This is a genomic window from Calothrix anomala FACHB-343 (assembly GCF_014696435.1).
Taxonomy (GTDB): Bacteria; Cyanobacteriota; Cyanobacteriia; order Cyanobacteriales; family Nostocaceae; genus Aulosira; species Aulosira anomala_A.
In genome coordinates, this window is the sequence record NZ_JACJQG010000008.1 from 1 (window position 1) to 23,455 (window position 23,455).

General features: G+C 40.7%; 15 protein-coding genes and 1 tRNA gene. 4 read left to right on the plus strand and 12 right to left on the minus strand.

Annotated features, from left to right (window positions below):
- Positions 1-1,142: 1,142 nt before the first annotated feature.
- From hisA to H6G08_RS05890, 3 genes are read right to left on the minus strand one after another with little or no spacing between them, the layout of a single operon-like run.
- A complete protein-coding gene (gene hisA / locus H6G08_RS05880; protein ID WP_190539586.1) occupies positions 1,143-1,916 on the minus strand; it encodes a 1-(5-phosphoribosyl)-5-[(5-phosphoribosylamino)methylideneamino]imidazole-4-carboxamide isomerase in 774 nt (257 codons plus the stop codon).
- A gap of 31 nt (positions 1,917-1,947) precedes the next feature.
- On the minus strand, positions 1,948-2,262 hold the full coding sequence (locus H6G08_RS05885) for a DUF3593 domain-containing protein (RefSeq protein ID WP_190539589.1): 315 nt from the start codon (positions 2,260-2,262) through the stop codon (positions 1,948-1,950).
- Positions 2,259-2,606 (minus strand): DUF2499 domain-containing protein, encoded by a 348-nt coding sequence (locus tag H6G08_RS05890; protein WP_190539591.1) that lies wholly within the window; start codon positions 2,604-2,606, stop codon positions 2,259-2,261. The genes H6G08_RS05885 and H6G08_RS05890 overlap by 4 nt, the downstream gene beginning before the upstream one ends.
- Positions 2,607-2,892: 286 nt before the next feature.
- Between H6G08_RS05890 and csaB the strand changes: the two genes are divergently transcribed.
- Positions 2,893-3,936: a polysaccharide pyruvyl transferase CsaB gene (gene csaB, locus H6G08_RS05895; protein WP_190539779.1), complete on the plus strand. Its 1,044-nt coding sequence runs from the start codon at positions 2,893-2,895 to the stop codon at positions 3,934-3,936.
- Positions 3,937-3,991: 55 nt separating this feature from the next.
- Positions 3,992-4,615, plus strand: a complete 624-nt coding sequence (locus tag H6G08_RS05900) for a hypothetical protein (RefSeq protein WP_190539593.1) — start codon at positions 3,992-3,994, stop codon at positions 4,613-4,615.
- Positions 4,616-4,701: 86 nt separating this feature from the next.
- On the opposite strand, the gene H6G08_RS05905 is transcribed toward H6G08_RS05900, so the two are convergent.
- The 7 genes from H6G08_RS05905 to H6G08_RS05935 form a co-directional block, all read right to left on the minus strand.
- Positions 4,702-4,775, minus strand: a tRNA-Met gene (locus H6G08_RS05905).
- 361 nt (positions 4,776-5,136) lie between these two features.
- Positions 5,137-7,419, minus strand: coding sequence for a peptidoglycan DD-metalloendopeptidase family protein (locus H6G08_RS05910; RefSeq protein ID WP_313941336.1), 2,283 nt, complete (start codon positions 7,417-7,419; stop codon positions 5,137-5,139).
- Positions 7,420-8,263: 844 nt separating this feature from the next.
- Positions 8,264-8,725, minus strand: coding sequence for a tRNA (uridine(34)/cytosine(34)/5-carboxymethylaminomethyluridine(34)-2'-O)-methyltransferase TrmL (trmL, locus tag H6G08_RS05915; RefSeq protein ID WP_190539597.1), 462 nt, complete (start codon positions 8,723-8,725; stop codon positions 8,264-8,266).
- 287 nt (positions 8,726-9,012) lie between these two features.
- Positions 9,013-10,152 (minus strand): glutamate--cysteine ligase, encoded by a 1,140-nt coding sequence (gshA, locus tag H6G08_RS05920; RefSeq protein WP_190539599.1) that lies wholly within the window; start codon positions 10,150-10,152, stop codon positions 9,013-9,015.
- 581 nt (positions 10,153-10,733) lie between these two features.
- Positions 10,734-12,584: a phospholipase D-like domain-containing protein gene (locus tag H6G08_RS05925; protein WP_190539601.1), complete on the minus strand. Its 1,851-nt coding sequence runs from the start codon at positions 12,582-12,584 to the stop codon at positions 10,734-10,736.
- Positions 12,562-17,064 (minus strand): translation initiation factor IF-2 N-terminal domain-containing protein, encoded by a 4,503-nt coding sequence (locus H6G08_RS05930; protein WP_190539603.1) that lies wholly within the window; start codon positions 17,062-17,064, stop codon positions 12,562-12,564. The genes H6G08_RS05925 and H6G08_RS05930 overlap by 23 nt, the downstream gene beginning before the upstream one ends.
- Before the next feature lie 85 nt (positions 17,065-17,149).
- On the minus strand, positions 17,150-18,067 hold the full coding sequence (locus H6G08_RS05935; protein ID WP_190539781.1) for a histone deacetylase family protein: 918 nt from the start codon (positions 18,065-18,067) through the stop codon (positions 17,150-17,152).
- Positions 18,068-18,470: 403 nt separating this feature from the next.
- Between H6G08_RS05935 and H6G08_RS05940 the strand changes: the two genes are divergently transcribed.
- A complete protein-coding gene (locus H6G08_RS05940; RefSeq protein WP_190539783.1) occupies positions 18,471-19,496 on the plus strand; it encodes a mechanosensitive ion channel family protein in 1,026 nt (341 codons plus the stop codon).
- 729 nt (positions 19,497-20,225) lie between these two features.
- Here the strand turns inward: H6G08_RS05940 and H6G08_RS05945 are convergent.
- The gene (locus H6G08_RS05945; protein ID WP_190539605.1) at positions 20,226-21,917 is read right to left on the minus strand and encodes an S-layer homology domain-containing protein; all 1,692 of its coding nucleotides are present in this window, start codon (positions 21,915-21,917) and stop codon (positions 20,226-20,228) included.
- A 370-nt stretch (positions 21,918-22,287) separates the two neighbouring features.
- On the opposite strand from H6G08_RS05945, the gene H6G08_RS05950 reads away from it, so the two are divergent.
- Positions 22,288-23,178, plus strand: a complete 891-nt coding sequence (locus H6G08_RS05950) for an alpha/beta fold hydrolase (protein WP_190539607.1) — start codon at positions 22,288-22,290, stop codon at positions 23,176-23,178.
- 78 nt (positions 23,179-23,256) lie between these two features.
- Here the strand turns inward: H6G08_RS05950 and H6G08_RS38065 are convergent, their stop codons facing one another.
- Positions 23,257-23,385, minus strand: coding sequence for a hypothetical protein (locus H6G08_RS38065; RefSeq protein WP_277877803.1), 129 nt, complete (start codon positions 23,383-23,385; stop codon positions 23,257-23,259).
- Positions 23,386-23,455 lie beyond the last annotated feature (70 nt).

Consider the following 23,455-nt stretch of genomic DNA (forward strand, 5'->3'; position numbering starts at 1 on the left):
GTTATGTTCATTGGCTTGAGGAGATGATGTTATGTTGACTATTTTAGGCTTTTTAGAATTACTCTAACCAAATATGTAAAGTTTTGTATCGAGATTCAACATTTCTGACCCATCATCATTAATTTTGATGGTTTTTCTGTAAATACTATATTGCTGCAAACTCTAGAGAGAAAATTGGGAATACAAATAATTTATCTACAATCAGATTTATTGATCTCTTTTAGGTGGAATTCCATTATCCATTGGTTTTTTTCTACCTGGTGTTTGACGATCTTGGTTTTTTTGATTGGCTGATTGCTGGGATTTGTTTGATTTATTGGACATGATTTTAACCCTGTGAAGAATGTGTAATTTGTCTACATTTTTAATCTACATGATATGTCAGGTTATTTCCGCAAAATATTTTAAGGGTTTATAATTTACTCAAATAAAAATAGCTAATTCTCAATCTGGCTAGTACCGCTACGCGGAAGTCAAAAGTCAAAAGTCAAAAGTCAAAAGACTTATATACTAGGCTTTTGCACCATTTGGAATTATATGTTTATGCCGTGGTCTACTAGTTTATATAAAAATTTTTTTAGTTAAGGCTTTGGCGAAATTATGAGCAAAGCACAAAATGAGGCAATAAAAGCAATTTTGTAAAATAAATTCAAAAAAAAGAGACGCCTGATTATTGTACGTCTCTAGAACAGAGGAAACCCATTACTTATTAAAAATAAAATTGAAAATAAAATTAAAAAATTTAAAAATTAATGTTTAAAAACTCTCACAAATAGAAACTTAGTTTGTTGTATCAAGCTTTTGAGGTTGCTGTTAAACCTGATAGCGCCAGGTTCAGTTTTGCTTGGCTTACCAATTTTGGGAGGTTTGGGACGAGGACGTTTCATTGGACACAATGATTAATGGTTAACTCGCTACACATTGGACTACAAGGGTATAAATTATGAATCCGGAAAATTTAAAGTCTAATTCACTCGTCAGTCCGGGTTTTACTGGCCTGACAAATGCATTTACAGCATATTTCAGGTAAATGAGGTACGCGCGTCGGGGCATGGCAGTGCCAGTGCCCCTACAATCAACGACAATCTGTATCTCAGCAACTGGCAATCTGCTGTATCTGTTTTGAGAGAGGAGAGGACATGTTAAGCAAATGAGGATAAATCCAGATTGGGGGGAATATCTTGAATTCTTCCCGGCCCGATCGCGCGTAATGCTTCTTTAAGGTCAACATCGCCAGTATACAAGGCACGACCGACAATTACACCGTTTACACCTTGGGGTTCTAAGGCTAATAAGCTCAACAAGTCGGTAACAGAACTGACGCCACCAGAAGCTATGACTGGAATTGAGATTGTGCTGGCTAGTTCTCGCAATGCTTCTATATTGGGGCCGGAGAGTGTACCATCACGATGGATATCGGTGTAGATAATGGCTGCGGCTCCTAATTCTTGCATTTGGACGGCTAGTTGGGTGGCTAAAACTTCTGAGGTTTCTAACCAACCGCGAGTGGCTACGAGTCCGTTACGGGCGTCAATGCCGATAATAATCTGTCCGGGGAATTCTTGGCAGAGTTGCTGGACTAACTGGGGTTGTTCTACAGCGACAGTTCCGAGAATCGCCCGTTGTACGCCTGTATTGAATAGCTGCTGAACGCTAGTGCGATCGCGCAATCCCCCACCAACTTGAATGGGTACGGATACAGCTTGCGCGATCGCCTCAATTGCGGCTAAATTGACAATTTTACCGGCTTTGGCTCCATCAAGATCCACCACATGTAGCCTAGATGCACCATTATCTACCCATTGTTTAGCAACATCAGCAGGGTTCTCGCTAAAAACTTGCGAGCGATCGTAGTCTCCCTGATAAAGTCGTACACAACGCCCTGCTAATAAATCAATTGCTGGAATTACATCCATTTACCTTGTCCTCAATCCAATCCAAAGCTAGCTATAGGTGGTTTTTCTCTGTGGCAATTTTCTGTTTTAATTGCTTTACAGCTTGCCAAAAACCTAACACGATCAGAATATTCGCCAGAGTCAAAAACACTTCTGCACCACCGTGCAACCAATCGACATTGGCTAAAGCTTTACCATAATGTACTTTGGCATAAATTCCAGCTGGGATGGTAACACCGACAAACACTAAAGTGCCGTAAAATCCATACAAAGCCAAACGTGGCATTTGTTGACTGCGGCTGATAAACCACAAGAAACCCAAGTAAGGAAATAGTGACAGGGCAAAAAGGGCGTCTTTTGAGATCATCGCTCTGATTTGATAGGTTGGGCTGCAACAGAATCTATTCCCTTATGGGCAGATTTGGCAGAACGCCAAATCCATACCGCAGCTGCCCAAAGGGTAAAATTACCAACTAAGGTCATGGTAGCTTGAAGCGTTACCAGCCATTCTAAAGATTCTGGATTGTCGAAATAATGCCAAGTGCAAGCACACATAGCACTGACTAAAGCAGGTAACATGGCGAAGGATAATCCCCACCAAGTGCGGTTACCAGTGAGTTCGCCGTAAGTCCAGATTAACCAAATGGCGGCCATCCACTCAATGACGCTAGAAACATGAATTATCCAGGTGGGAATTGAAAGGGCGTGCATAAGTAAGTTAAAAGTCAAAAGTCAAGAGTTCGAGTAAGTTTCAGTGAGGACAGTCAACAGTCAACAGTCAACAGTCAACAGTTAAGGGTCAAAACTTATGAGTTATTTCTCCCCTGCTCCCTGCTCCCTGCTCCCCTGCTTCTTCCCATCTTCCCATAAGAAAAATCGGATTTTTTGGTAAGTATGCCAGCCGCCTCACCTAACTTCTGTATAAGTAATAGATAATCAGGTGCAAAGAAAGTCAATTAGCAAAAATTAGCAAAATCTCAAATCACAAATGAAACCGATGCGGGCGTTATTATCTGGGTATTACGGAAAAGGTAATGGTGGTGACGAAGCTTTATTGGCAACGCTGTTGCAAATGTTACCGCCCCATGTGACACCTGTGGTGCTTTCTGGTAATCCGCAGGAAACGCGCGATCGCTATGGTGTAGAAACTGTTAATCGTATGGCTTTTTTACCTGTAATCCAAGCTATGCGTTCTTGCGATGCTTTTATTTGGGGCGGTGGCTCTTTAATCCAAGATGTTACTAGTGCCATTAATCCTTTTTATTATGGGGGATTGATGACTTTGGCGCAGCAGATGGGTTTAAAAACTGTAGCGTGGGGTCAAGGAATAGGGCCGCTAAAGCGTCCACAAACTCGTTGGTTAGCGCGACAGAATTTTGCAGGTTGTACCAAGGTTAGTGTACGCGATCGCGCTAGTGCGGCTTTGTTATCTGATTGGCAAATTTCCTGTATTCTGGCACCCGATCCGGTTTGGGCGTTAGAATCTCAGCCTGTACCCGGACTTAGCGATTTACCAACCCCTAGAGTGGCGGTGACGTTGCGATCGCATTCTCAACTGACAGAAACGCGCTTGGCAAATTTAACTAGCGCTGTGGTTGATTTCCAAAAAGCCACCCAAGCTTTTATCTTACTGTTGCCGTTTCAAAAAAGTGAAGATTTAGCCATTGCTGAAGCGATTCAACCCCATCTGCAAGATGTGAGCCAAATTATCTGTCTAGAAGATCCCCAGCTTTTAAAAGGCGTATATCGCGGTGTAGAAATGACCATTGGAATGCGCCTGCACAGCTTAATTATGGCTGCTGCTGAAGGTTGTCGCTGTTTTGCTCTTAGCTACGATCCTAAGGTAAATCGACTGATGGAAGAATTAGAAATGCCAGGATGGGATTTAGCAAATTTACCAGACGATCCCCATGTGATTAGTCAGGCTTGGATTGAGCATTACAATCATGGTTCTCGGTTGTCGTCTGAGAAACTTCAGTCTTTGGTAAACCAAGCTTTGATGCACCGTCAGGTGTTAGCAGAGGCATTAACAATTGATTGATTGTCCGCCCTAAAATTGAATAGTAATTGAATGTGTAGTTGCAAAAACAAAAATCATGACTCGTCGTCATCTTTTGCAAGAGGGACAATCTTACACATTTCGCTCTTATTTTGAAATGCCTTATGAAGCAGACGAAATTTTAGCGGAATTGGGTTATGGTTTGTTAAAAAAACGAATGGAGTTACCCAGGAGCGATCGCAATTTAGAACGGTTAGCAGAATTACGCCAGCGAATTGATGAATCTTTACCTCTGGTGAGTTTAAGCAGCGAAACAGCAAGGCGTGAAACCCTGGTTGCACCTACATTGCTGGAAGTTGCTCGTTATTGTCAATGTCAACTGCGGATTGAGTACCCATTAATAGTAAATAACTGGTTAAAGGGTAATTTAGATTATTTTCTTAAACTCCATCCAGGTTTATTGGTAGTTGAAGCCAAAAATGATGACTTAACCAGAGGTTTTACACAACTTGCAGTAGAGTTAATCGCTATTTCTCAAGTTGAAGCAGGCGAGATTTTTTATGGTGCAGTCACAATTGGTGATGCTTGGCGTTTTGGTTGTTTAGAAACAACAAAGCAGCAGATTTTGCAGGATATTTCGCTATATCGAATTCCCGATGATTTGGAGGATTTAATGAAAATTTTGGTAGGTATTTTAGAATTAGATCGCAGTAATTCTTAATTGCTGTGGCGATAATTAAGCGATCGCACTATCTAAAACCCAGAGTGCGATCGCTTTTAATTTTGAAAAATATACTATTGTTTCAATGGCTCAGGTCTGACTTGAACAGACGACCCCAGGCTTATGAGTCCCGTGCTCTAACCAACTGAGCTACTGAGCCGTGTTTTTTCACATTTCTAAATATAACAGAAAAACTTCGTCGTTGCTAGTCTATCTGACAAATAATTTTTTTGAGTCAATGGTCAAAGGTCAACGGTCAATAGTCCAGGGTCAATAGTCCATAGTCCATAACATGACCAATAGACCTCTTGCAAAAGTCCTAATTTTCTCATTCTTCTCTGCGTCTGGTGCGGCTCTGCGTGAGCTTTTCAAACTCCTAATCAACACAGCGACAATATTTATGCAAGAAGTCTAATGACCAATGACCAATGACCAATGACCAATGAGCAATAAGCAAGCAAAAGAGGGAGTTAAACTCCCTCCAAACATCAAGCAATGGCTTAATTGTAGACAATCAGCAATTAAATCCGACTTGCTAGTAAGGCAATAGGGTTAACGGCTCCCTTACCTGCACGATGGATTTCAAAATGGCTGTGTGGCCCAGTACTGAAACCGGTGCTACCCATTGCCGCAATTGTTTCGCCTTGTCTGACTTGCTGACCTACCTGCACAAATATCTTGCTGTTGTGACCATAGCGAGTCATGCTGCCATCAGGATGGCGGATGTCTACCAAATTACCGTAGCCGCCGTTGTTCCAGCCTGCTTTTTCGACTACACCATCTGCTGAGGCGTAAATCGGCGTGCCGGTGGAGTTAGCAACGTCAATCCCTTTGTGCATTCTTCCCCAGCGCCAACCATAACCAGAGGTCAGCACACCTTTTGCCGGCCAAATATAAGCTGCAGTTGAGGTGGATGGTGGGGGTGTAGCTTCGTCAATTGGCTTAGGTAGATAGCGGTCTACTGCTGATAAGGCTGGTAAGCCACTGGGAGAAACTGTAGTTCCCCGCATTTTGCCTAAGGAATCAGAAGCATTAACACCTCTGGGAGGAGTAGCAACTCTTGTAGCTGGGATGTTACGTCCAGGATTTTGGTTAGAGAAGAACTCTGGGTTTACTGGCTCAGTAGGCTGCGTCGCCCGATATGCAGGCTTGATGGGTTGGGTGGAATAGTTACCAGTTCCAATGGGCGCAGGTACAGGAATCTGTACAGAATTCCGTGGTGTAGTCGGGCTAGATACCGCGAAATTACTGGGATTGAGAACAGGAACTGATACAGCCGCAGGATTTTTATTTTCGCTGACAGCTGGTGTGACTACGCCTGCTTGTTGGGCACGATATTTTTCCCGCAATCTTTGAATTTCCGCTTGTAAGCTTTGGAGACGCTCATTACTTTTAGCGTTGGCTAGCTTCTGCGGTTTTTTGTTCGATTGCATTTCCACAATCACTTTGGGCACTGGAGAATCGCCACCCATACCATAAGAGTTATCAGGCTGGGAGTCGGTTTCAGAAACTGCGGTGTTGGTGGAAATCTGATTTTCAGTAGTGACTGGTGTTGGTACGGTCACACTGTTGTTGTTGACGACTGGTAACTGTGGTGTAGCAGCTACGGTCGGGGTAACAACAGGAGTGTTGACAGGGGATGGTGCTACTGTGGCAGTAACATCAGGCTGTTCTACAATGGGGTTAGTAGCTTCAGTCGATTGGTTAGCTGTGCTGCTGTCAACCTTAGCGGCAGGAACTACCAATTTTTGACTGATTTGCAGTTGGTTGGGGTTGTTGAGATGATTTGTTTGAGCTAATTCTGAAACCGAAGTACCGTACTTTTTAGCGATCGCTGCTAGGGTATCTCCTGGTTTGACTTCGTAGTCCACAGCAGCTGATGGTGCTGCTGTTTTGATTGTGGGTGCTACGGGTGTAACTACAGGTACATTAGTCGCAGTAGTGGCACTATTAGTGGTACTAGGTCTTGCCTGTTTTAATTTGGATATCAGACTAGCTTGACTAGAATTGGTATTGGTTGCTTTTTGCTCTGTTGTAATCTTGCTTGCGTTGAGTTGTGGCGTTTTCTCAACTACAGATTGGTTTGGAGCTAACTCAGCGTTAGTTGGTGATGAATTTTGGGTCTCCTCAGACCGCAACTCCGCCAGACTTTGTTTTAAACGGTTCGATTTTTCTTGTAAGCGGTTGAGAGCAAACTCTTGCTGCGCTTTCAACTGTGCAGTTACTTCGCTGTCTGCAGCCTGATTTTCTGTTGCTAGTGGTGTCAGGGATGTAGTTGGCGAGTTAACTACACTGTTAGCAATAGAAACTTTCTGTAATTGTTTTACTTTGTTGGCTGCTTGCAAACTCTCTATTAGTTGAGGCTGCTGATAGAAAGAACTTGTATAAGTTGTTGTGGCTTTAGCTGTTGCATCTGTTGTCGGAACTGGTACAGACACTCCACTGGCTGCAACTTGTAATTTAGCTTCAAGCCCAGGCAGTTGTGAAATTGCTGTAGGTTCCACGATAACGGGATTTTCCGGCACGCTCACGAATGAGGCGGTTTGGTTCTCCAGCTTTGTGGGGGCAAATTTCATTTCAGTGTCAGGAACAGCCGGAGTACTTGAGGCTGCCTTTTGACTGCCTACAGGAGCTGCTGCTTGGGCTTGATCGCTTTGTCGAGTCACCAAAAGACTGGTTGCTCCCATCGATATTGCCAAGCCAATCATGGCGGCTCTTGTCCCTGCCCGGTGATTTACCCCAGAATTATTCGTGTTTGACTGCTCTACCGGGGCACTATCACTGTTAGGGGTATTGTTCAGCACAGCCTTCTCTCTCTTTTTCAATGCTCGTTTCAAAGACGACCTCCTATGATCACTAGCGCTTAACTGACCTCAATTGTTTTTTCAGTCTGATACTAGTCAATGATTTAGATCACATCCGCAGATTGATCGAGATCACACCCACCAGAGATACTTACGCAAGATTAACCTGCTTCTCTGATTTAGACAAGTTCACACTCATTAGCAAAACTTAACTTGCTGTGCTGACTTGTCCGTTCCATTCCTCACACCTGAAGATTTTTTGCCGTTTACAGTTGTTTTTAACGTTTTTGCTGTTGTAGCTGGGACTGAACCAAAGTATAAGCTTTGTTATGTCCACTTTTGCTGTCAGCAATCGATTCGCTATCACTTCTGAAAAAGCCAATCTCCCTGCTGTAGATATCTTCAAGAGATATTTAACCAATCCGTCTACCCAACACGAGACTTTACGTTGATTATTCCCTAAAAGACAACCGTATTATCTCCCAGCTACTTTTTTCCTTTTGGTAAATCAAGCTTGAGTCAAAAATGACTAAATGCCCTATAAGACTAGGTTTTTGTCCTTTTGTTCCCAAGTTTAGAGATAATTGAAATTCATCAAAATCTATCATTCAATTTGCGGATTGACCTGGATTTTAGATACAAATTTCTTATATAAGCTGGCCGAGGTTTGTAAGTATTGTTTACTCAACTTCGTAAAAGCTTACAGACTCAAGTATAACCATTCACTGGAATTTGGCTGTAACAATCGCTAATATTTGCCCAATTTAGTTAAATCTTTAAATTGAGCCAGAGAATTATAGATTTTATTTAAGTATTTCTACTGAAATTTTTCTAGAGCAGAGGTTTATTGTAAATAACCCAGTTGGCGACGGGCTTCAAATAAGCTGACGGCGACACTCACGGAAAGATTCAAGCTGCGCACGTGAGGTTCTGTCATGGGGATGTAAAGAGTGCGATCGCAAGCGGATATAACTGTTGGTGGTAAGCCTGTAGTTTCGCTACCATACAGCAGCCAATCATCTGCTTGAAACTGAAATTGGGCATAATTAGCAGTACCTCTGACGGAAAAACCCAATAATCTCCCACCACGTTGCTGATGCGCGTCTTTAAAGGCTTCTATAGATTCGTGATAGGTGAGTTTAACGTAAGGCCAATAATCTAAACCTGCCCTTTTAAGGTAGCGATCGCTAATTTCAAACCCTAAAGGACCTACCAAATGTAATTCCGTACCTGTAGCTGCACAAGTACGGGCGATATTGCCTGTATTTGGGGGAATTAGGGGATTAACTAAAACTACCTGGGGCATTATTCAGTGGTCAGAATGTATTCTCAAAAACAATGTATCACTATGTAACATTCTACCAAAGGAAGAGCAACTATCTATAGGTTTTGTTAATAATTATCAAGCTCTAGCAAATGATTAGATTTTTAAAACAAAGAAATGTAGCCCTCAAAACATTATTTTGAGAGTTTTATTAACTCAGCTGAAGGTAATAATAATTTTTTTCTATAACAGCTAGATGCTGCTTACTAGAGGGTTTGTTCCTACCTCCACAAAAATCTACCATTTGCTAGATGTTATGGGGTGTAGTGCTACACCACTGAGGGGGAACACAATTTATCTTCTAATTCCAGTTCCCGTTCTTGGATAGCAACAATAGCTTGGGAAATCACGCGCTGAGAATCAAATCCCACGCCGTGTAGCTGTAACCATTGTTGAGCTTCATTTCCTGCGCGGAGAATTTTGTGCAAGGGAGACAGGAAACAACTAAATCCTTGTTGTTTGGCGATCGCCCAAACATCTTGATACATTTGTTCTATCCAATCTCTAGCGATGATGGTTCTGCCATCTTGCCAATGCTGAAGCGGTGCATCTAAACTATTCGCTGCTGCTGCTGCTTCGTTGCTGGCAATTAAATCGAGCAATTCTTCATGAGAAAGTTGACTTTGGGTTAAGGGATCGATTTCTGGGTTTTCTAAGATTTGTAACAACCGTGCTTCTAACAAGGCTGTAATGGCGAGTAGAGCCACGGGATCTGTAACTAAATCGCAAATTCTTAATTCTAGCCGATTTAAGTCATGGGGACGGCGATCGCCATTTGGGCGTACTGATGCCCACAAATGGCGGACATTTTGCATTGTACCCGCCGCTAGCTGCTCTTCTACCCATTGGATATGATGGGCGTGGCTGGCAAATAAAGGTACGCGGGCTGGGGTATGGGGAAATAGCCCCCACCGGGTAGAGTGATAGCCAGTGGCTTTACCATCTAAAAAAGGCGAGGAAGCGCTGAGGGCGAGGAATAAGGGTGCTTCTGCCCGAATTACGCGACAAGCCCGCATTAATAGCTCAGGATCGCTAATACCGACGTTGATATGTACGCTAGCTGTGACTACTTTTGTGCCGTAGCTGCGCTCAATATAATCGTGATAAGGATTGGTGGGATCGGAACGGAAGAAGCGATCGCTCCTACCCAAAGATAGGGTACTGCCGGGAATTAAAGTATAATCACCTAATTGCTTGATATATTGGCGCAACTTTTGCCGAGGGCGCACCAAGGCACACAATAGCTGCTCATAACTATGTAAAGGTTTAGTTATGTATTCTACGTTGCGGCTATCTGGCTCGCGCACAAATCCGTCTAAAGCCTCGACAATTTTGTCAGAGAGTCCGACAATTTCACCTTGAGGTGTGCCAGTGTACATCTCAATTTCAAACCCTTTTGATAAGGTCACTTTAATCTCCTCGGCTCTCCTAGCCTCTAAATTGTAGCCAATGACACGATTTTCTGCATGGATGTAGACACTGAGTTTTCATAGGCGATTTTTCCCAAAAAACCAGTCACCATTAGTATTTCAATGATTTTTTTACCAATCAAGAATACTAAAGGCATAAATAATTTATGCCCTTAGTATTAGGAATTCATTACAAGTAGTACAAACTCCAATTCTTTGGGTAGAGGATGTTACCTGCTGCATGGTAGATGAGACATCGGTAATTCCTTCCCTATTTCCCATAACTAGCAAGGATAATTAGAGTTTTTGAACATTAACTGTTGTTAATTAAATAACCTGCATTTTCCGATAGAAAATAGCAGTATTAATTGCTGTTAATTTCCTTGAGTGATTGCTTACAAGGGGCTAAAGACCAATTTCGGATAAAGGTTAATAGTTCCCTCTCTTTTCATATTCTCATAAACTTATACCCATTCTCTATAAACTTTTACTTAACAATTTGTTGACGGTTGACTGTTGACGGTTGACAGAGAAGAATTTTTTTGTGGTTCTTTCACTTTGTACCTTGGCGATTTGTTTGCTTAAGCCTTTGTCTTTTTGTTTCTGGTGGAAGGTGCTGCGGCTTTGCGCTTTGTTTTTGGCTGTGAAGTTTGTTGGGAAATAAATTCGGTAGGTGAATCAGTCTCAGCAGCTATATGAAGCCGGAGAAACTGCGCCCACACTTCATTGTTTAGTAAATTGAGAGCAGTATCGGGGTTTTGTTGCGCGATCGCACTGAGCAATTGACAGTATGCTAGGCGTAATTGCTCAATAAAAGCTGCTTCTGCTTCTACCTGACTCAGTAATAATAGCGATGATTGTAAAATTGGCGAATCATCTGCTAAATTATGGGATTTTAAATTATGAATTACCACGTTTAGATATATTGGCAGTAATTCTAACCAATTATTTTTCTGTATTTGGTTCAGTGAGGTTTCTAGCTTACCCAGCGTACCCCAAATACATAAACATTCTCTGGCTAATTGAATATCGCATTTTTCTACAGCTTGTTGCCATAGTTTTTGGGCATAATTTTGGCAGCGAGTAGATAAAATTTCGTAGGCTTCTTGGATTATCTGGGATTTTTTTACCTGATAAACTAATTCACCTAATGGTATGTGTGATTCGTGAGAATTGCGCCAGTGATAAAAACCACATTGGTAAATTTCTCGATCTATTATGATTTCTTGAAGATAAACATCTTCTTCTAAGCCCAAAAGCTGTACTGATGGTAAATCTTCGGGTGTTTTAATCGCTTGGAGTTTTTCTTTGATTTCTAATAAATTTTCTGGTTCCCATTCTAATCCATAGCTAATAATTATCGAAACGCCACGCTTTGCTAATGCTTCCAAAGCAGCGATAAATTCGGGGTTTATATTTAAATGATTTAGCCAAGTTGCATAAATAATAATTTGTTGCTTGGCTGTATTAATAATTTCTAAAAATTTTTGATTAATTTCGCGATCGCGTAATTGAATTACTTCTTTTTTCTGACTATTACCTAAAGCCTGTTGGTGAATCTTTTCTAATCTGGCTGCTGTTTCAGCATTTTGATATTTTTTGGCGGCTTCACGCTCAAAATTTAAGCTTTCATTGGGTAATTTACATAATGTATCTAAGGATATTTTACCTTCAGATAGCAGTAAGTCTAGCCATTTTGAGCGGGAATCTAACATCTGCTTTCCTCTGCGCAGATGGATAGTTAATTTCTCCGTAGTTGAATCAAAAATGAGAAATAGAGAGATTTTTCGCCAAATAGTTTGTGTAGAACCTATACTTCTAAAAGCGGTAACAATCTTTCCTGTTTCTGGTACATGAAGCCCTAAACCTGAAGCTTGGAGATTTTTTTGGACTTGTTCTAAATTGAAAGTAGAAATTAGATTATTTGACTCATTAAGCTGTAAAATACTTGTCAAACTGGGGAGATTAATTACTACTTCATTTAATGGTTCGGCTTGAAAGTTTACTGTTTCGCCTAAAGAATCTGCGATCGCATAAATTTGCACAGCATAGGGAGGCTGGGGTACTGCGCCTTTATCGTAAAATAATCGCCCTTGTTCGGTAACTGTAATTGGTGATTTTGGGGCGAGTGTTTGTAATTTTTGTAAGTTTTTAATTGTACTTTGGACAAATACTGGATCTAAACCTAATAAAGATGCTAATTCTTGGGGTGTTGGTGCTGGTTCAAATTCAATTCCTGCACGAATAATAAATTCTTCGAGTACGTTAAATGGACGAGGTTCGGTAATTGTTAGTTCTATATTTGTTTGCTGCAAACTATAGCGTAATTGACGGGCGGCGACAACTAATAAATCAGGGTTTTGCGTTTCAATTTCTACTACTAGATTTTGCAGACTCTCATCAATTGGTTTAGCTGAAGATGCGAGAAACATCTATGAAACCTCCATGATGACTGACAATATTAGCAACTTCGGAATACATACTGCCAACTTTACCTGATTGTTGGGTAAATAAATCGTGACAACCGACAATTACTAGTAATTCTTGGGCGCGAGAAAAGGCGACATTCACCCGTTCTGACTTTTTCGCAAATCCCACATCGCCTTTATTATTATTGCGTACCATACTCACAATTACTACTGGGCGTTCCATACCTTGAAATCTATCAACTGTACCAGTACGAATTTGTAAGGAAGGGAAAAGTTCTGATTGCAAACGTTCATCAATTTTTCGCAGTTGTGCGCCGTAAAATGTAATTACAGCTATTTCTTTTTTTGGTTCGCCACAAGCGACTTTTGCAGCCCAAGTATTTTCAAATTGCTGACAGATACGTTCAATTACATCAATTTCTTGGAGATTATATAAAGAAGTTCCTTCGCGCTGTTCTTGAAATTCAGTTTCTTTGGGCATTTTTACCCAGATTAAATGATGTTGTGGTTGAATAAGTTCTCCCACTAAATCATGAGCGCGTTTAATATCTGGTTGTAGAATTCCGCATTCTAGTTTACCTTGATAAAATTGATTGATTGCGCCCATAATATGAGGGTGCATTCGATATTGGGTAGTTAGCATTTGTTTAATGCTAGAATCTGCTTCTTCAAATTGGCTTTTAAATAGTGATTCTTCTAAAAATTGCAATTCTTCTCTGCTACTGCCAATTTCTTGCACGACTTCCTCTAAAGTATTAGTATCCATCATCGGTGGTAGTTGGCGATGATCGCCTACCATAACTAATTTTTTACCTTTTAAAGCGGGAATGAGTAATTCTGGTGGGGTACATTTACTAACTTCATCGATGATGACAACATCGAAGGATTGAAATTCTTCGGAAAAATCTCGTCCGGCTGCTTGCACACAAGTGATACCAACGACGTTACAATTGTCTAAATAGATTTGTCTTAAATCGTTGCGATCGCGTTCTGAAGGGTTACGGACTTTTGCAATCCAATCTTGGATAAAGCCTTGATATTTTTGCAGATGGTTTTCATCTTGATTGAGTTGCTGTTCTCCTGACTCAAACTGATTTTTGATGCTGCGTAAAAATTCTAAATCGTATAAGTTAGGCTGGGGAGATTTAGGCTTAAATTTATCTTGTAAAATTTGCCATTCTCTTTCCCACCATTGGCGCTGGGATAATAAAGTATCTGGTGGTTGGGGTTGATTTCTTTCAGCTAATTCAGCTATTTTGATTTTTAAAGTTTCAAGCTGTTGCTGAAAAATTGTAATTTCTGCTGCTACGGTTGCTAGTTGTTCTTCTAAAGAAATTTGAATATTCGTTAATATAGCGAAAGGTTCGATAGATGAAATTAAATTTTCTAACTGGCTGAGATGATTTATCCAAGTATGTACATGCTGGGAAAATTCTTGAGGATGTTCCCAAATTTTAGCTTGATTTGCTAGATATTTTTCTGCTAAAGTCCGCAATTGATTGGGTACGTTTGACTGTTGATTTAGTTCTTGTAAGATATTAATTGCTCTTTCGAGTTTTAGATTAGCATCTTGTCTCGCTGTTTCTATCTGGGTTTGAGTATTTAATATTTGAGTTTGGGCGACTTCATTGTTATGCAGTTCGTTTAGCTGTGCTTGCAGATGTTGCAGTTGTTTTTCTGCTTCAGTTTTGACTTGGAAAACGCACTGACGCGCATTAGTTAAGATAATATCTATCAGTTCTTGAGTAATTTTATTCAGAGTAGATTGGCTATTATTAGCTTCCCAGACATTGCTATAAGTTTGTTGGATTCTCTGGATAAAAATCCGCGTGGTTTCGACTAGAGTTTTACGCTGATTGATTTCGAGATATTGATAGTTATTAAATTGTGTATGGATTGCTTGCCATTGAATGATATCGCTATTTTCTAATACTAGCGGAATTTGGCTAAAATTTTGCTGTAAAAAGTAGCTAAAACTATGCTGTCTACCTTTTCTATCGGTAAAATTACCTTCTATTTCATAAGCTATAGCTTTTGTCAATAGCTCCCAATCTGGTAGATTAACTATATAGTTAGCTGGCATCAAAGATATTTTTTGCGAATTAGCCAGCGTCAGTAATTCTGGTGGTAATTGTAGCAAATCTACTGTTAATAATTGGGAAGTTTGGCGAGAATTGGCTAAAATTTCCGCCACGCGATGATTGGCTGTAGATTTCCATTCTTTAACAGCGTTGATGATTGCTTCGATTTCTTGCTTGCGAGTTTCCCAAGTTTGAATTGTTTGTTGTAGACTTTGCTGTTTACTAAAGAATTGTTGATGATTTTTTTCTAATTGCTGTAAATTGTGCGAATGTTGTTTAAAAACTTCTACTGCGGCTGCTACTTCTAACATCGCTACAGTTGCACTTTGGGCGTAAATTAAGGCGGTTCTAAAGTCTGGAATTCCTGAAACTACAGTTTCTCTTAACCATACAGCTAACCCAAAAGCACCGCATTGAGGGCGAAGTAAACCGAGTCCATCGGTTAAGCTGATGGCTTTACTGACATTAAGTAAAAAGGTTTTAACTAAATGATTATTTTCTGTATAAGGTTTAAGATGGGGTAAAAAATTAGTAACTTCTGGTGCTTCCCAATTAACGATATTTGGGGCTTTGAGGAGATTTTCTAATCCAGATATGAGAGTTTCAATTTGATTTTTTTTCGCTACAGCTTCCTGATAAAGTGCTTCTTGCTTGTTAACGTTAGTCTCTAATTTTGGTAAACGTTGATTTACATCCTGTTGACTCTGTTGAAATTCTGCTTCTGCTTGAAAGTAAGCATTAAATTTAGATACTGAGGCGAGTAATTGACGGTAAAATTCTACATTTTCACGGCGTTTACTGAGATTTGTTTCACAATCATTGGCGGTATTTTCTAACCAAGTACCGATTACTTGATCTTCTAAAAAAGGCTGTCCTTCTTCGCCTACTTTTTCAGCGCGTCCTTTACGTATCGCCCGAATTACGGGATTATGGACTAAACGACTGAGGGCGTTATCTACTGCTAAATTTGCTTGAGAGGCGATGAGAGTCCGCCCACCTCGTAATGCAATTTGATAGCAAATTTCGGCAATGACAGTGGTTTTACCTGTGCCTGGCGGCCCTTGAATTAAAACTAAATCTTCGGCGGAAAGTACGGTTTCTACTGCTGCTTTTTGACCGGGATTTGCAGTAGATAATAATAATTCTTCTGGTTCTAATTCTACAGTTTTTTGAATTGGTCTAGCTTGGGAAGCATCGAATAAAAAATTACCTAAATAAGGATTTTGGGTACGTCCATTATTTAAATCGTCTAAGGCTTTTTTCTTACGTTGAATTTGTTTAATATCACCCAAAGCTTCAAAACATAAAAAGCCGGTGGTGGGAAGTTGATAACGTCCGCTAGTTAGATAATCAGCTAACTCTCGTTCTAGGTTGAGGCTAATTGTGCCGCGTTTTTGGTCAATTTCTTCAATGGAACCTATTAACCGCCCTTCTTGCCAATTTCTACCAGTAGGTGCAGTTTCAAATAGTTTTAAATCGTCGTTTTTCGCTTTTCTTACCCTTCCCCAAAAATTGTCTTCATCTAAAGGATTTTCGGGGGAACCGTCTAGAGTCGCTGAGGTAATATCAATTTCAAAACTGATGCGTCTTTTAAAGTTGTAGTGATATCTGGTATAAGAAATACAGAATTGGCGTGCTTGCGCAATTTTTTCTTCAATTTGTAGAAACGCTTTCCAAGCTTTGAGTTGTTCTTCTGTGGGTATATAGTCACCACAAACCGGGGCTTCGGCTATGCGGGGAAAGACTGAGGAAGGAATGCCGATATGATGCTCGTGATTGGGTAACAGGCGTAAGTTAAAGGGTACGGCGTAAGCATCAGATTGTCCCCGTGAGATGGGGAGTAAGTAGACGGAGAGTAGCTTTAAACCGGTGTCGCTATTTTGTTGAACTGCAGCTTTAAATGCTAGAGTTTTACCGAGTTTTTGCAGTCTGCTTGGTAATTTACTTTCTGGGGAGTCTGTGGCGATGATTAATTCCCAAATTTCTTCTTTTGCCGCTTTCCCCGCACCTTTACGCCGGATGTAAAATAAACAAGGTCTTTGTCCGACACATTCATACAATAATTCATGGGCGTATTCTCGGCGTTCCCCAAATTCGGGATATGCTTTGAGGGTGGATGCGTCTTCGAGATGGCGGATTAAGTTATCAACTGTCGAACCTACGAATATGTAACCCCAATCTTCGGAGGCTTTTTTTAGCCGGGAGGAATTTGCAGGGAGGGAGGCAACTTTTGCTGCTGGTGGTTTGGCGGCTTTGCGAACTCTTTCCGCCTCGAATTCGGAGATGGTGCTGCTGGGGCTTTTGGCGGTAATGTTGAGTTGATCGCAAATTACTAGTAGCTTTTTGCTGTCTAGTTTTAGTTCGCTTGCTAGTTCGTAGATTCTGACTTTAGTTTTGTTCATCCAGTAACTTGGGTTACTTGTGCGGAAGTTGTATTTATAAAAATCTCACGCCAAGGCGCAAAGGCGCAAAGAGACTAAGAAAAATTTAGAGTTTGTATTGTTGGTACACTTCGCTAGCGGCGCGATGTATTAGGGAGTGTCGCCAGACGAGGGAGTTTAAGTCATCGGCGTAACCGCCACCGATGACGCAGGCGACGGGGTAACCGGCGCTGACGCAGGTGGTTAAAACTTGCATTTCGCGACGGAAAATGCCAGTGTCGGTTAATGCTAATTTTCCCAGGCGATCGCCTATATGAGGATCTACACCAGCATCATAAAATACTATATCTGGTTGGACTTGGGATAATAAATCTGGTAAGTAATTGGCTAAGGTTTGTAAATAAGCGTCATCTTCCATTCCCACTGGTAGGGGTACGTCTAAATCGCTTTGCTGTTTGGTACCGGGAAAGTTGACTTCGCAATGCATTGAAAAGGTAAATACGCTGTCGTCGTCTTGGAATATAAACGCTGTACCGTCGCCTTGATGGACATCTAAATCTACTATTAAGATTTTTTGCGCTAGTCCAAGTTTTTGTAATACGCGAGATGCGATCGCTAAATCGTTGAAAATACAAAAACCAGATCCATAATCAGGAAAGGCGTGGTGTGTTCCACCGGCTGTATTGCAAGCTAAACCATGAGTCAGTGCTAATTGGGCAGTGAGTATTGTACCACCAACCGCTACACAGGTACGATTCGCTAATGCTGGACTCCAAGGTAAGCCAATCCGCCGTTGTGCTTTTGCATCTAAGGTTCCCTGACAGTAAGCTTGGACATAATCGCTACTGTGAACTAACTCTATCAATTCTGCTGGTGGTGCTTGCGGTGTGTGAAATTGTTCGATTTGCGCTACTCCATCGGCTAGTAACAATTCGTATAGTTGGCGGAACTTTAACATCGGGAAGCGATGTCCTGGAGGTAAGGGCGCAATATAATCTGGGTGATAAATAATTGGTAAGTACATTGTAGTGGGGCATGGGGCATTGGGCATTGGGCATGATTTAGTTGTTATTCATTTACTTGTCCCATTTTCTGTCCCTCATCGCCGAGTCACTTAGAAAACTAGTCATCACGGTAGGGTTATGTAAATTGGTCGAAATCAACCTAAATATATTACGAAACGTAAATAAATTTAAAATCATTAACAATGACTAATGACTATATTCACAAAGGTTGAAAACCTAGCCCGCAAGTGGCACGGAAAAATCGTTGTTTACCAAGTTAGGTTGTAACCCTATCCACAAGGGGTGGCTGTCTTTAATTTTGAATTTTGAATTTTGAATTTTGAATTTTGAATTGATTTATCCATTGTGAGTTACCCTAACTAAGTACCCTAATCTTAAATAGCTAATTTTCAATTGATGATGATGATGCAATGGATTCTGCCGATTGTATTTCTTCTTGCTGGCTTACTAGCGGGAATAATTGGGGAAAAGTTTATCTTCAAGAAATTGAAAGTATTTGTCAGCAATACCAAGATTCCTGGAAGTGAAATTATATTTTCCTCCCTGCATCGCATGACTTTTATTTGGTTTGCCCTTGCAGGATTTTCGGCAGCGATTCTGAGTGCGCCAATTAAGCCAGATATTGCTAATTTACTGCAAAAATCTATTACTGTAATTGTACTTTACTCAGTCACGTTAGTTTTGGCAAGGTTGAGTGCTGGGTTTGTCAATGTATTTACCCACAGAACTGAAGGCGTATCCGCTTCACTACTTTCTAATATTGCTAAGGTTGCTGTGATTGTTCTCGGTTCATTGATTTTATTGCAAACTGTCGGTGTGGAAATTACACCGATTGTCACTACATTAGGTATTAGCGGTTTGGCGGTTGGTTTAGCGCTTAAGGATACTTTAGAAAATTTATTTTCTGGGTTTTATTTAATCATTTCTAAGCAAGTGAGAACTGGAGATTACGTCAAGCTAGCAGATAATCATGAAGGATATGTGATAGATATTTCTTGGCGGAATACGACTATTAGAGAACTTTCTAATAATGTGATAATTGTGCCTAATTCTAAATTAGGTTCGGCAATTTTTATTAATTATCATTTACCAGTCAAGGAAATTACTTTAACGCTGAATGTTGGGGTTGATTACGAGAGCGATTTGGAGCATGTTGAAAAAGTGACTGTGCAAGTTGCTAAGGAAGTAATGCAAGAGATTGCACCACAATTAATTGCTAATGAACCTTATATTAGGTTCCATAAATTTGGTGATTTTAGTATAGATTTTACTCTTTATATGCGCGTTAATGAATTTTTTGATCAGCGCATTGGCAGACATTTATTTATTAAGAAGTTACACAAACGCTATCAACAAGAAGGAATTAAAATACCTTTTCCAGCTAGGGAATTATATATGCAAGAGAATTCTGCCAGAATTGAAGGTTAATGAGGATTAAAGAAATATTTTCACCATTTTGTGGTATTGGTGCGGGGTTTTTGGGCTAACTGATTGCTTTCTCAACCGCTTGACGATTTCTTTAAATTAGGGACTCATTTTTAAATTTTGAGTAAACGAAAAGGCTGATTACTTGCTCATTTAGATGTTTTAAGTAGGCAAAAAGCCATTTCACTTACTTAAAAAGCCTTATCGCTTACTCAAAAAGCCTTATTGCTTTCTAATTTTGGTGTTTTCCGCAAGCAAAAAGCCATTTCACTTACTCAAAAAGCTTTATTGCTTTCTCATTTCGGTGAATCACGCACTCATTTTGGTGTTTTCCGCAGATAAAAAGCCTTATTGCTGACTCATTTCGGTAAATTACGCAATCATTTTGGTATTTTGCGCAAGTGTTTGGGTTGATTAGTTGCTCAAAAAGTGTAACGTTGAAGAACAAGCTACATAGTAGCTACGCTTTCTAGTTTTTTGCGATCGCATTATGTAAAAATAGCCTCTGTCTTAGCTTTGTTGTCCCTCTTGGAATTCATTCCAAGGCTAATAGTCCAAGTAGGGGCGGGTTAAGCGAGATAGTCGTGAATTATTGGAGCATATCTGTGAACCCGCCCCTACTGAAGTAGACTCAAGATTTTGAGGATATTTTAGTCATCTTGAGATGACTTTGGCTATAAGCAAGGAACTTCAGTTCCTTGCGAGACAAAGGCTTTCACGTGATTTTAATAATTATTTCTTACCGGGGATGCGTCCATCTTCATCATTACTACCGCCGTGAGGACGAGAATTACCAGGGTCGCAACCTTCTGCACCATTTCCTATACCTTGGTTACAATTAGGGCGTGGTTTTTTATCGTCTCCCTCAATTGCGCCTTGGTTGAGAACTTGAGAACGTTGCACTCTTTCTACTGCATACTGAGAGGAGATATCGGCTACTTCACCAGTGCTGACTAATGATTTATATATCAAAGCAGTCACTTCCGCTCTGGTTGCTACTTTATCAGCATTCAGGGTTTGAACATCTGGATAGTTCACAACAATACCCCGTTGTGTAAGTGCTGCGATCGCATTTCGTACATCGCTACGAATTGCAGTAGCATCACTATAGGCTGCCAAAATTGTTTCGCTAGAACCAGTAAATGTATAGTTGAGTCCTTTGGCTATGGCTAGCAGTACTTCTAAGCGAGAAAGACTTTGCGCCGGATTGAATTGATTATCGGAAACGGAAATAAAACCTGTAGAATAAGCTTCGCGGATAGCACTATAAGCCCAGTGCTTGGTAGAAACATCGCGGAAACTAACGGGATTGCGCACTGTAACTTTCTCAAAAGCCTGACTCAACATCGCTGCAAATTGGGCGCGAGTCAACTGTTCATCAGGACGGAAATTACCATCGGGAAAGCCTTGGATAATTTGTAATGCGGCTAATTCAGCAATAAATTCTCTCGCCCAGTGGCTTTGTGGCACATCGTTAAACCTAACTTGAACGCTGTTGTCTAAGCCAATTTCGCGATATTTCAACATCATCTGGCTGACATTATAAACAGAATTGTTATTATTGCCAACTTCAATGAGTTCTACCAGTTCCCCTGGTGTAGATTTCAACGCAGAAGCCATAGAGGAACTGAAGATAGTACTTGATTGACGCAAAACGCTGTATTCACCTTGAGTAAAGGAGGTAGGATAAACACAGTTTGCGGGAATTGTTGACCAACCTTGAACTTTAAATTGGCTAACGCTGATGTTTCGCGAACTTCTAAAGAAGGTAACGCGCTGATTGCTGACTTGGCTGAAATAGTCGTAAGTGGTGCTACCTGCATCAATTTTGCCATCGGAGTTGGCATCAGCACCATATATAGTACGCACAACTTTGTATTCGCTGGGGTTAGCAGCCAGAATTAAATTCACTGTGGTTTTGGCTGCTAAACATTCAAATTCGCTATAGCCAATAAAGCGGTTTTGATTATCATACAACCGCACGACGACGCGATCGCCTGCTTTTAAACCCTTCACAAATTTGGCTTTTTGCTGAATTTTGTACTTGTAATCGCCTAAAAATCTTTCTTTTAAATAGCCTTTGCCACGTTTACTCTTCACAGAAACGCGGGTGATGACTTCGGACATTTTACCCGCAGGTTGCCAAATTTTCAGGGTGACACCTTTATTTTTCTTGTGAATGCGGTTTTTGTCGTCGTCGTCATCGTCGTCATCGTCGTCGTCGTCATCATCGTCATCGTCGTCATCATCGCGAGAATTATCAGCTACCAATTGTTTCTCTGCGTAATTGCTGACATTTGACTCACCAGAATTAGATAAACCTGATGTCGCAAAAGTTGGCGATATCGGTAAAAATGTCACTACAACAGCAGCTATAACAAATTTACTCCAGTAAGCTAAATAACTCCGATTTGTGTGTTTCATCTCAGTTCATACCAATGGCTACTAGGTTACAAAAGCCTAAATTAGGCTGTTAATGCTTATCCCTTGTTGAGGACACCATTAAGATAGCCTAAAAAAGACACACTTTATGCACAGGATTTATACTTACTACTTAGAAGCAAAATGCATAACATTGTTCCAGTTATAGCTACAAATATTGCCAGATAATTTGATTTAAACTTAAGTGCCAATTATCACCAGAATTTTATCTGCTCATATGGGTTAATACATAAATCGGCAGATGATAACAGCAGTCTTAATTTCAGCGATCGCAATGAAGACTAGAATGTTGTTTAAAATTCTCGCAGGCGGGAGATATTACTATAAAGACAATACTTTAGGAATCTTAATAATGAATTTAACGACCCAGCAGTCGCCTTCTGTGACTTTGGAAAAATACTTTTGGACTTGGCGCGGCTATAAAATTCAGTACACTGTCATGGGTTCAGGACAACCTTTGGTGTTGGTTCATGGGTTTGGCGCTTCTATTGGACACTGGCGCAAGAATATTCCCGTTTTAGCAAACGCAGGTTATCAAGTCTTTGCGGTGGATTTGTTGGGTTTTGGCGGTTCTGAGAAAGCACCGATTAATTACACCCTGGAAGTTTGGGTAGAACTTCTCAAAGATTTTTGGATAGCACACATCAAACAACCTGCCGTATTTATCGGTAATTCCATTGGTGCATTAATTAGCTTAATGGTACTGGCAGAACATCCAGAAATTGCTGCGGGTGGTGTTTTAATTAACTCGGCTGGGGGTTTGAGTCATCGTCCCCATGAATTGAACCCACCTTTACGGGTGGTGATGGCAGCTTTTAATAGAGTAGTGCGATCGCCAATTACAGGCAAATTTGTCTTTAACCGCATCCGTCAAAAATCCCAAATTCGCCGCACTCTTTATCAGGTGTACCGCAACCGCGAAGCTGTTACCGATGAATTGGTCGATTTACTTTATACCCCAGCTTGTGATCCAGGTGCGCAACAAGTCTTTGCATCAATTCTCACAGCGCCTCCTGGGCCTACTCCTGGGGAACTTTTGCCCAAAGTCGAACGTCCTTTATTAGTAATTTGGGGTGCTGACGATCCTTGGACACCAATTACGGGAGCAAAGATTTACGAAGAAGCGCGGGAGAATGGTAAAACCATCACAATTATCCCCATTCCCAACGCTGGTCATTGTCCCCATGATGAAGTTCCTGATATTGTCAATTCCCAAATTGTGGATTGGCTAGCGCAAAGGTGATGATTTCCGCGCATAGATATCTTTAAGATGTCTATGCGTCTTTGTGATATTAAGTCTGAGGTAACTCCAAAAAATGAATTATTCTGTTTTGTTGACGGTTGACTGTTGACTGTTGACGGTTGACTGTTGACGGTTGACTGTTGACTGTTGACTGTGAACAATAACAATGGAATATTTTTTAATTGGAATTTTCTTAACTTTTGTCAATCCACATTCACCAAAAAAGTCTGAAGTCTCTCCAATAAATAATAACTTCAGTCTTTATTCGCTAAATTAA

What these genes read in the sequence shown, in the direction of transcription:
- H6G08_RS05935 (WP_190539781.1), bottom strand. Translation starts at nt 18,067, where the DNA reads ATGTACTTACCAATTATTTATCACCCAGATTATATTGCGCCCTTACCT.
- H6G08_RS05950 (WP_190539607.1), top strand. Translation starts at nt 22,288, where the DNA reads ATGAATTTAACGACCCAGCAGTCGCCTTCTGTGACTTTGGAAAAATAC.
- H6G08_RS05925 (WP_190539601.1), bottom strand. Translation starts at nt 12,584, where the DNA reads ATGTTTCTCGCATCTTCAGCTAAACCAATTGATGAGAGTCTGCAAAAT.
- H6G08_RS05940 (WP_190539783.1), top strand. Translation starts at nt 18,471, where the DNA reads ATGATGCAATGGATTCTGCCGATTGTATTTCTTCTTGCTGGCTTACTA.
- trmL (WP_190539597.1), bottom strand. Translation starts at nt 8,725, where the DNA reads ATGCCCCAGGTAGTTTTAGTTAATCCCCTAATTCCCCCAAATACAGGC.
- H6G08_RS05890 (WP_190539591.1), bottom strand. Translation starts at nt 2,606, where the DNA reads ATGCACGCCCTTTCAATTCCCACCTGGATAATTCATGTTTCTAGCGTC.
- csaB (WP_190539779.1), top strand. Translation starts at nt 2,893, where the DNA reads ATGCGGGCGTTATTATCTGGGTATTACGGAAAAGGTAATGGTGGTGAC.
- H6G08_RS05930 (WP_190539603.1), bottom strand. Translation starts at nt 17,064, where the DNA reads ATGAACAAAACTAAAGTCAGAATCTACGAACTAGCAAGCGAACTAAAA.
- H6G08_RS05945 (WP_190539605.1), bottom strand. Translation starts at nt 21,917, where the DNA reads ATGAAACACACAAATCGGAGTTATTTAGCTTACTGGAGTAAATTTGTT.
- H6G08_RS05900 (WP_190539593.1), top strand. Translation starts at nt 3,992, where the DNA reads ATGACTCGTCGTCATCTTTTGCAAGAGGGACAATCTTACACATTTCGC.
- hisA (WP_190539586.1), bottom strand. Translation starts at nt 1,916, where the DNA reads ATGGATGTAATTCCAGCAATTGATTTATTAGCAGGGCGTTGTGTACGA.
- H6G08_RS05885 (WP_190539589.1), bottom strand. Translation starts at nt 2,262, where the DNA reads ATGATCTCAAAAGACGCCCTTTTTGCCCTGTCACTATTTCCTTACTTG.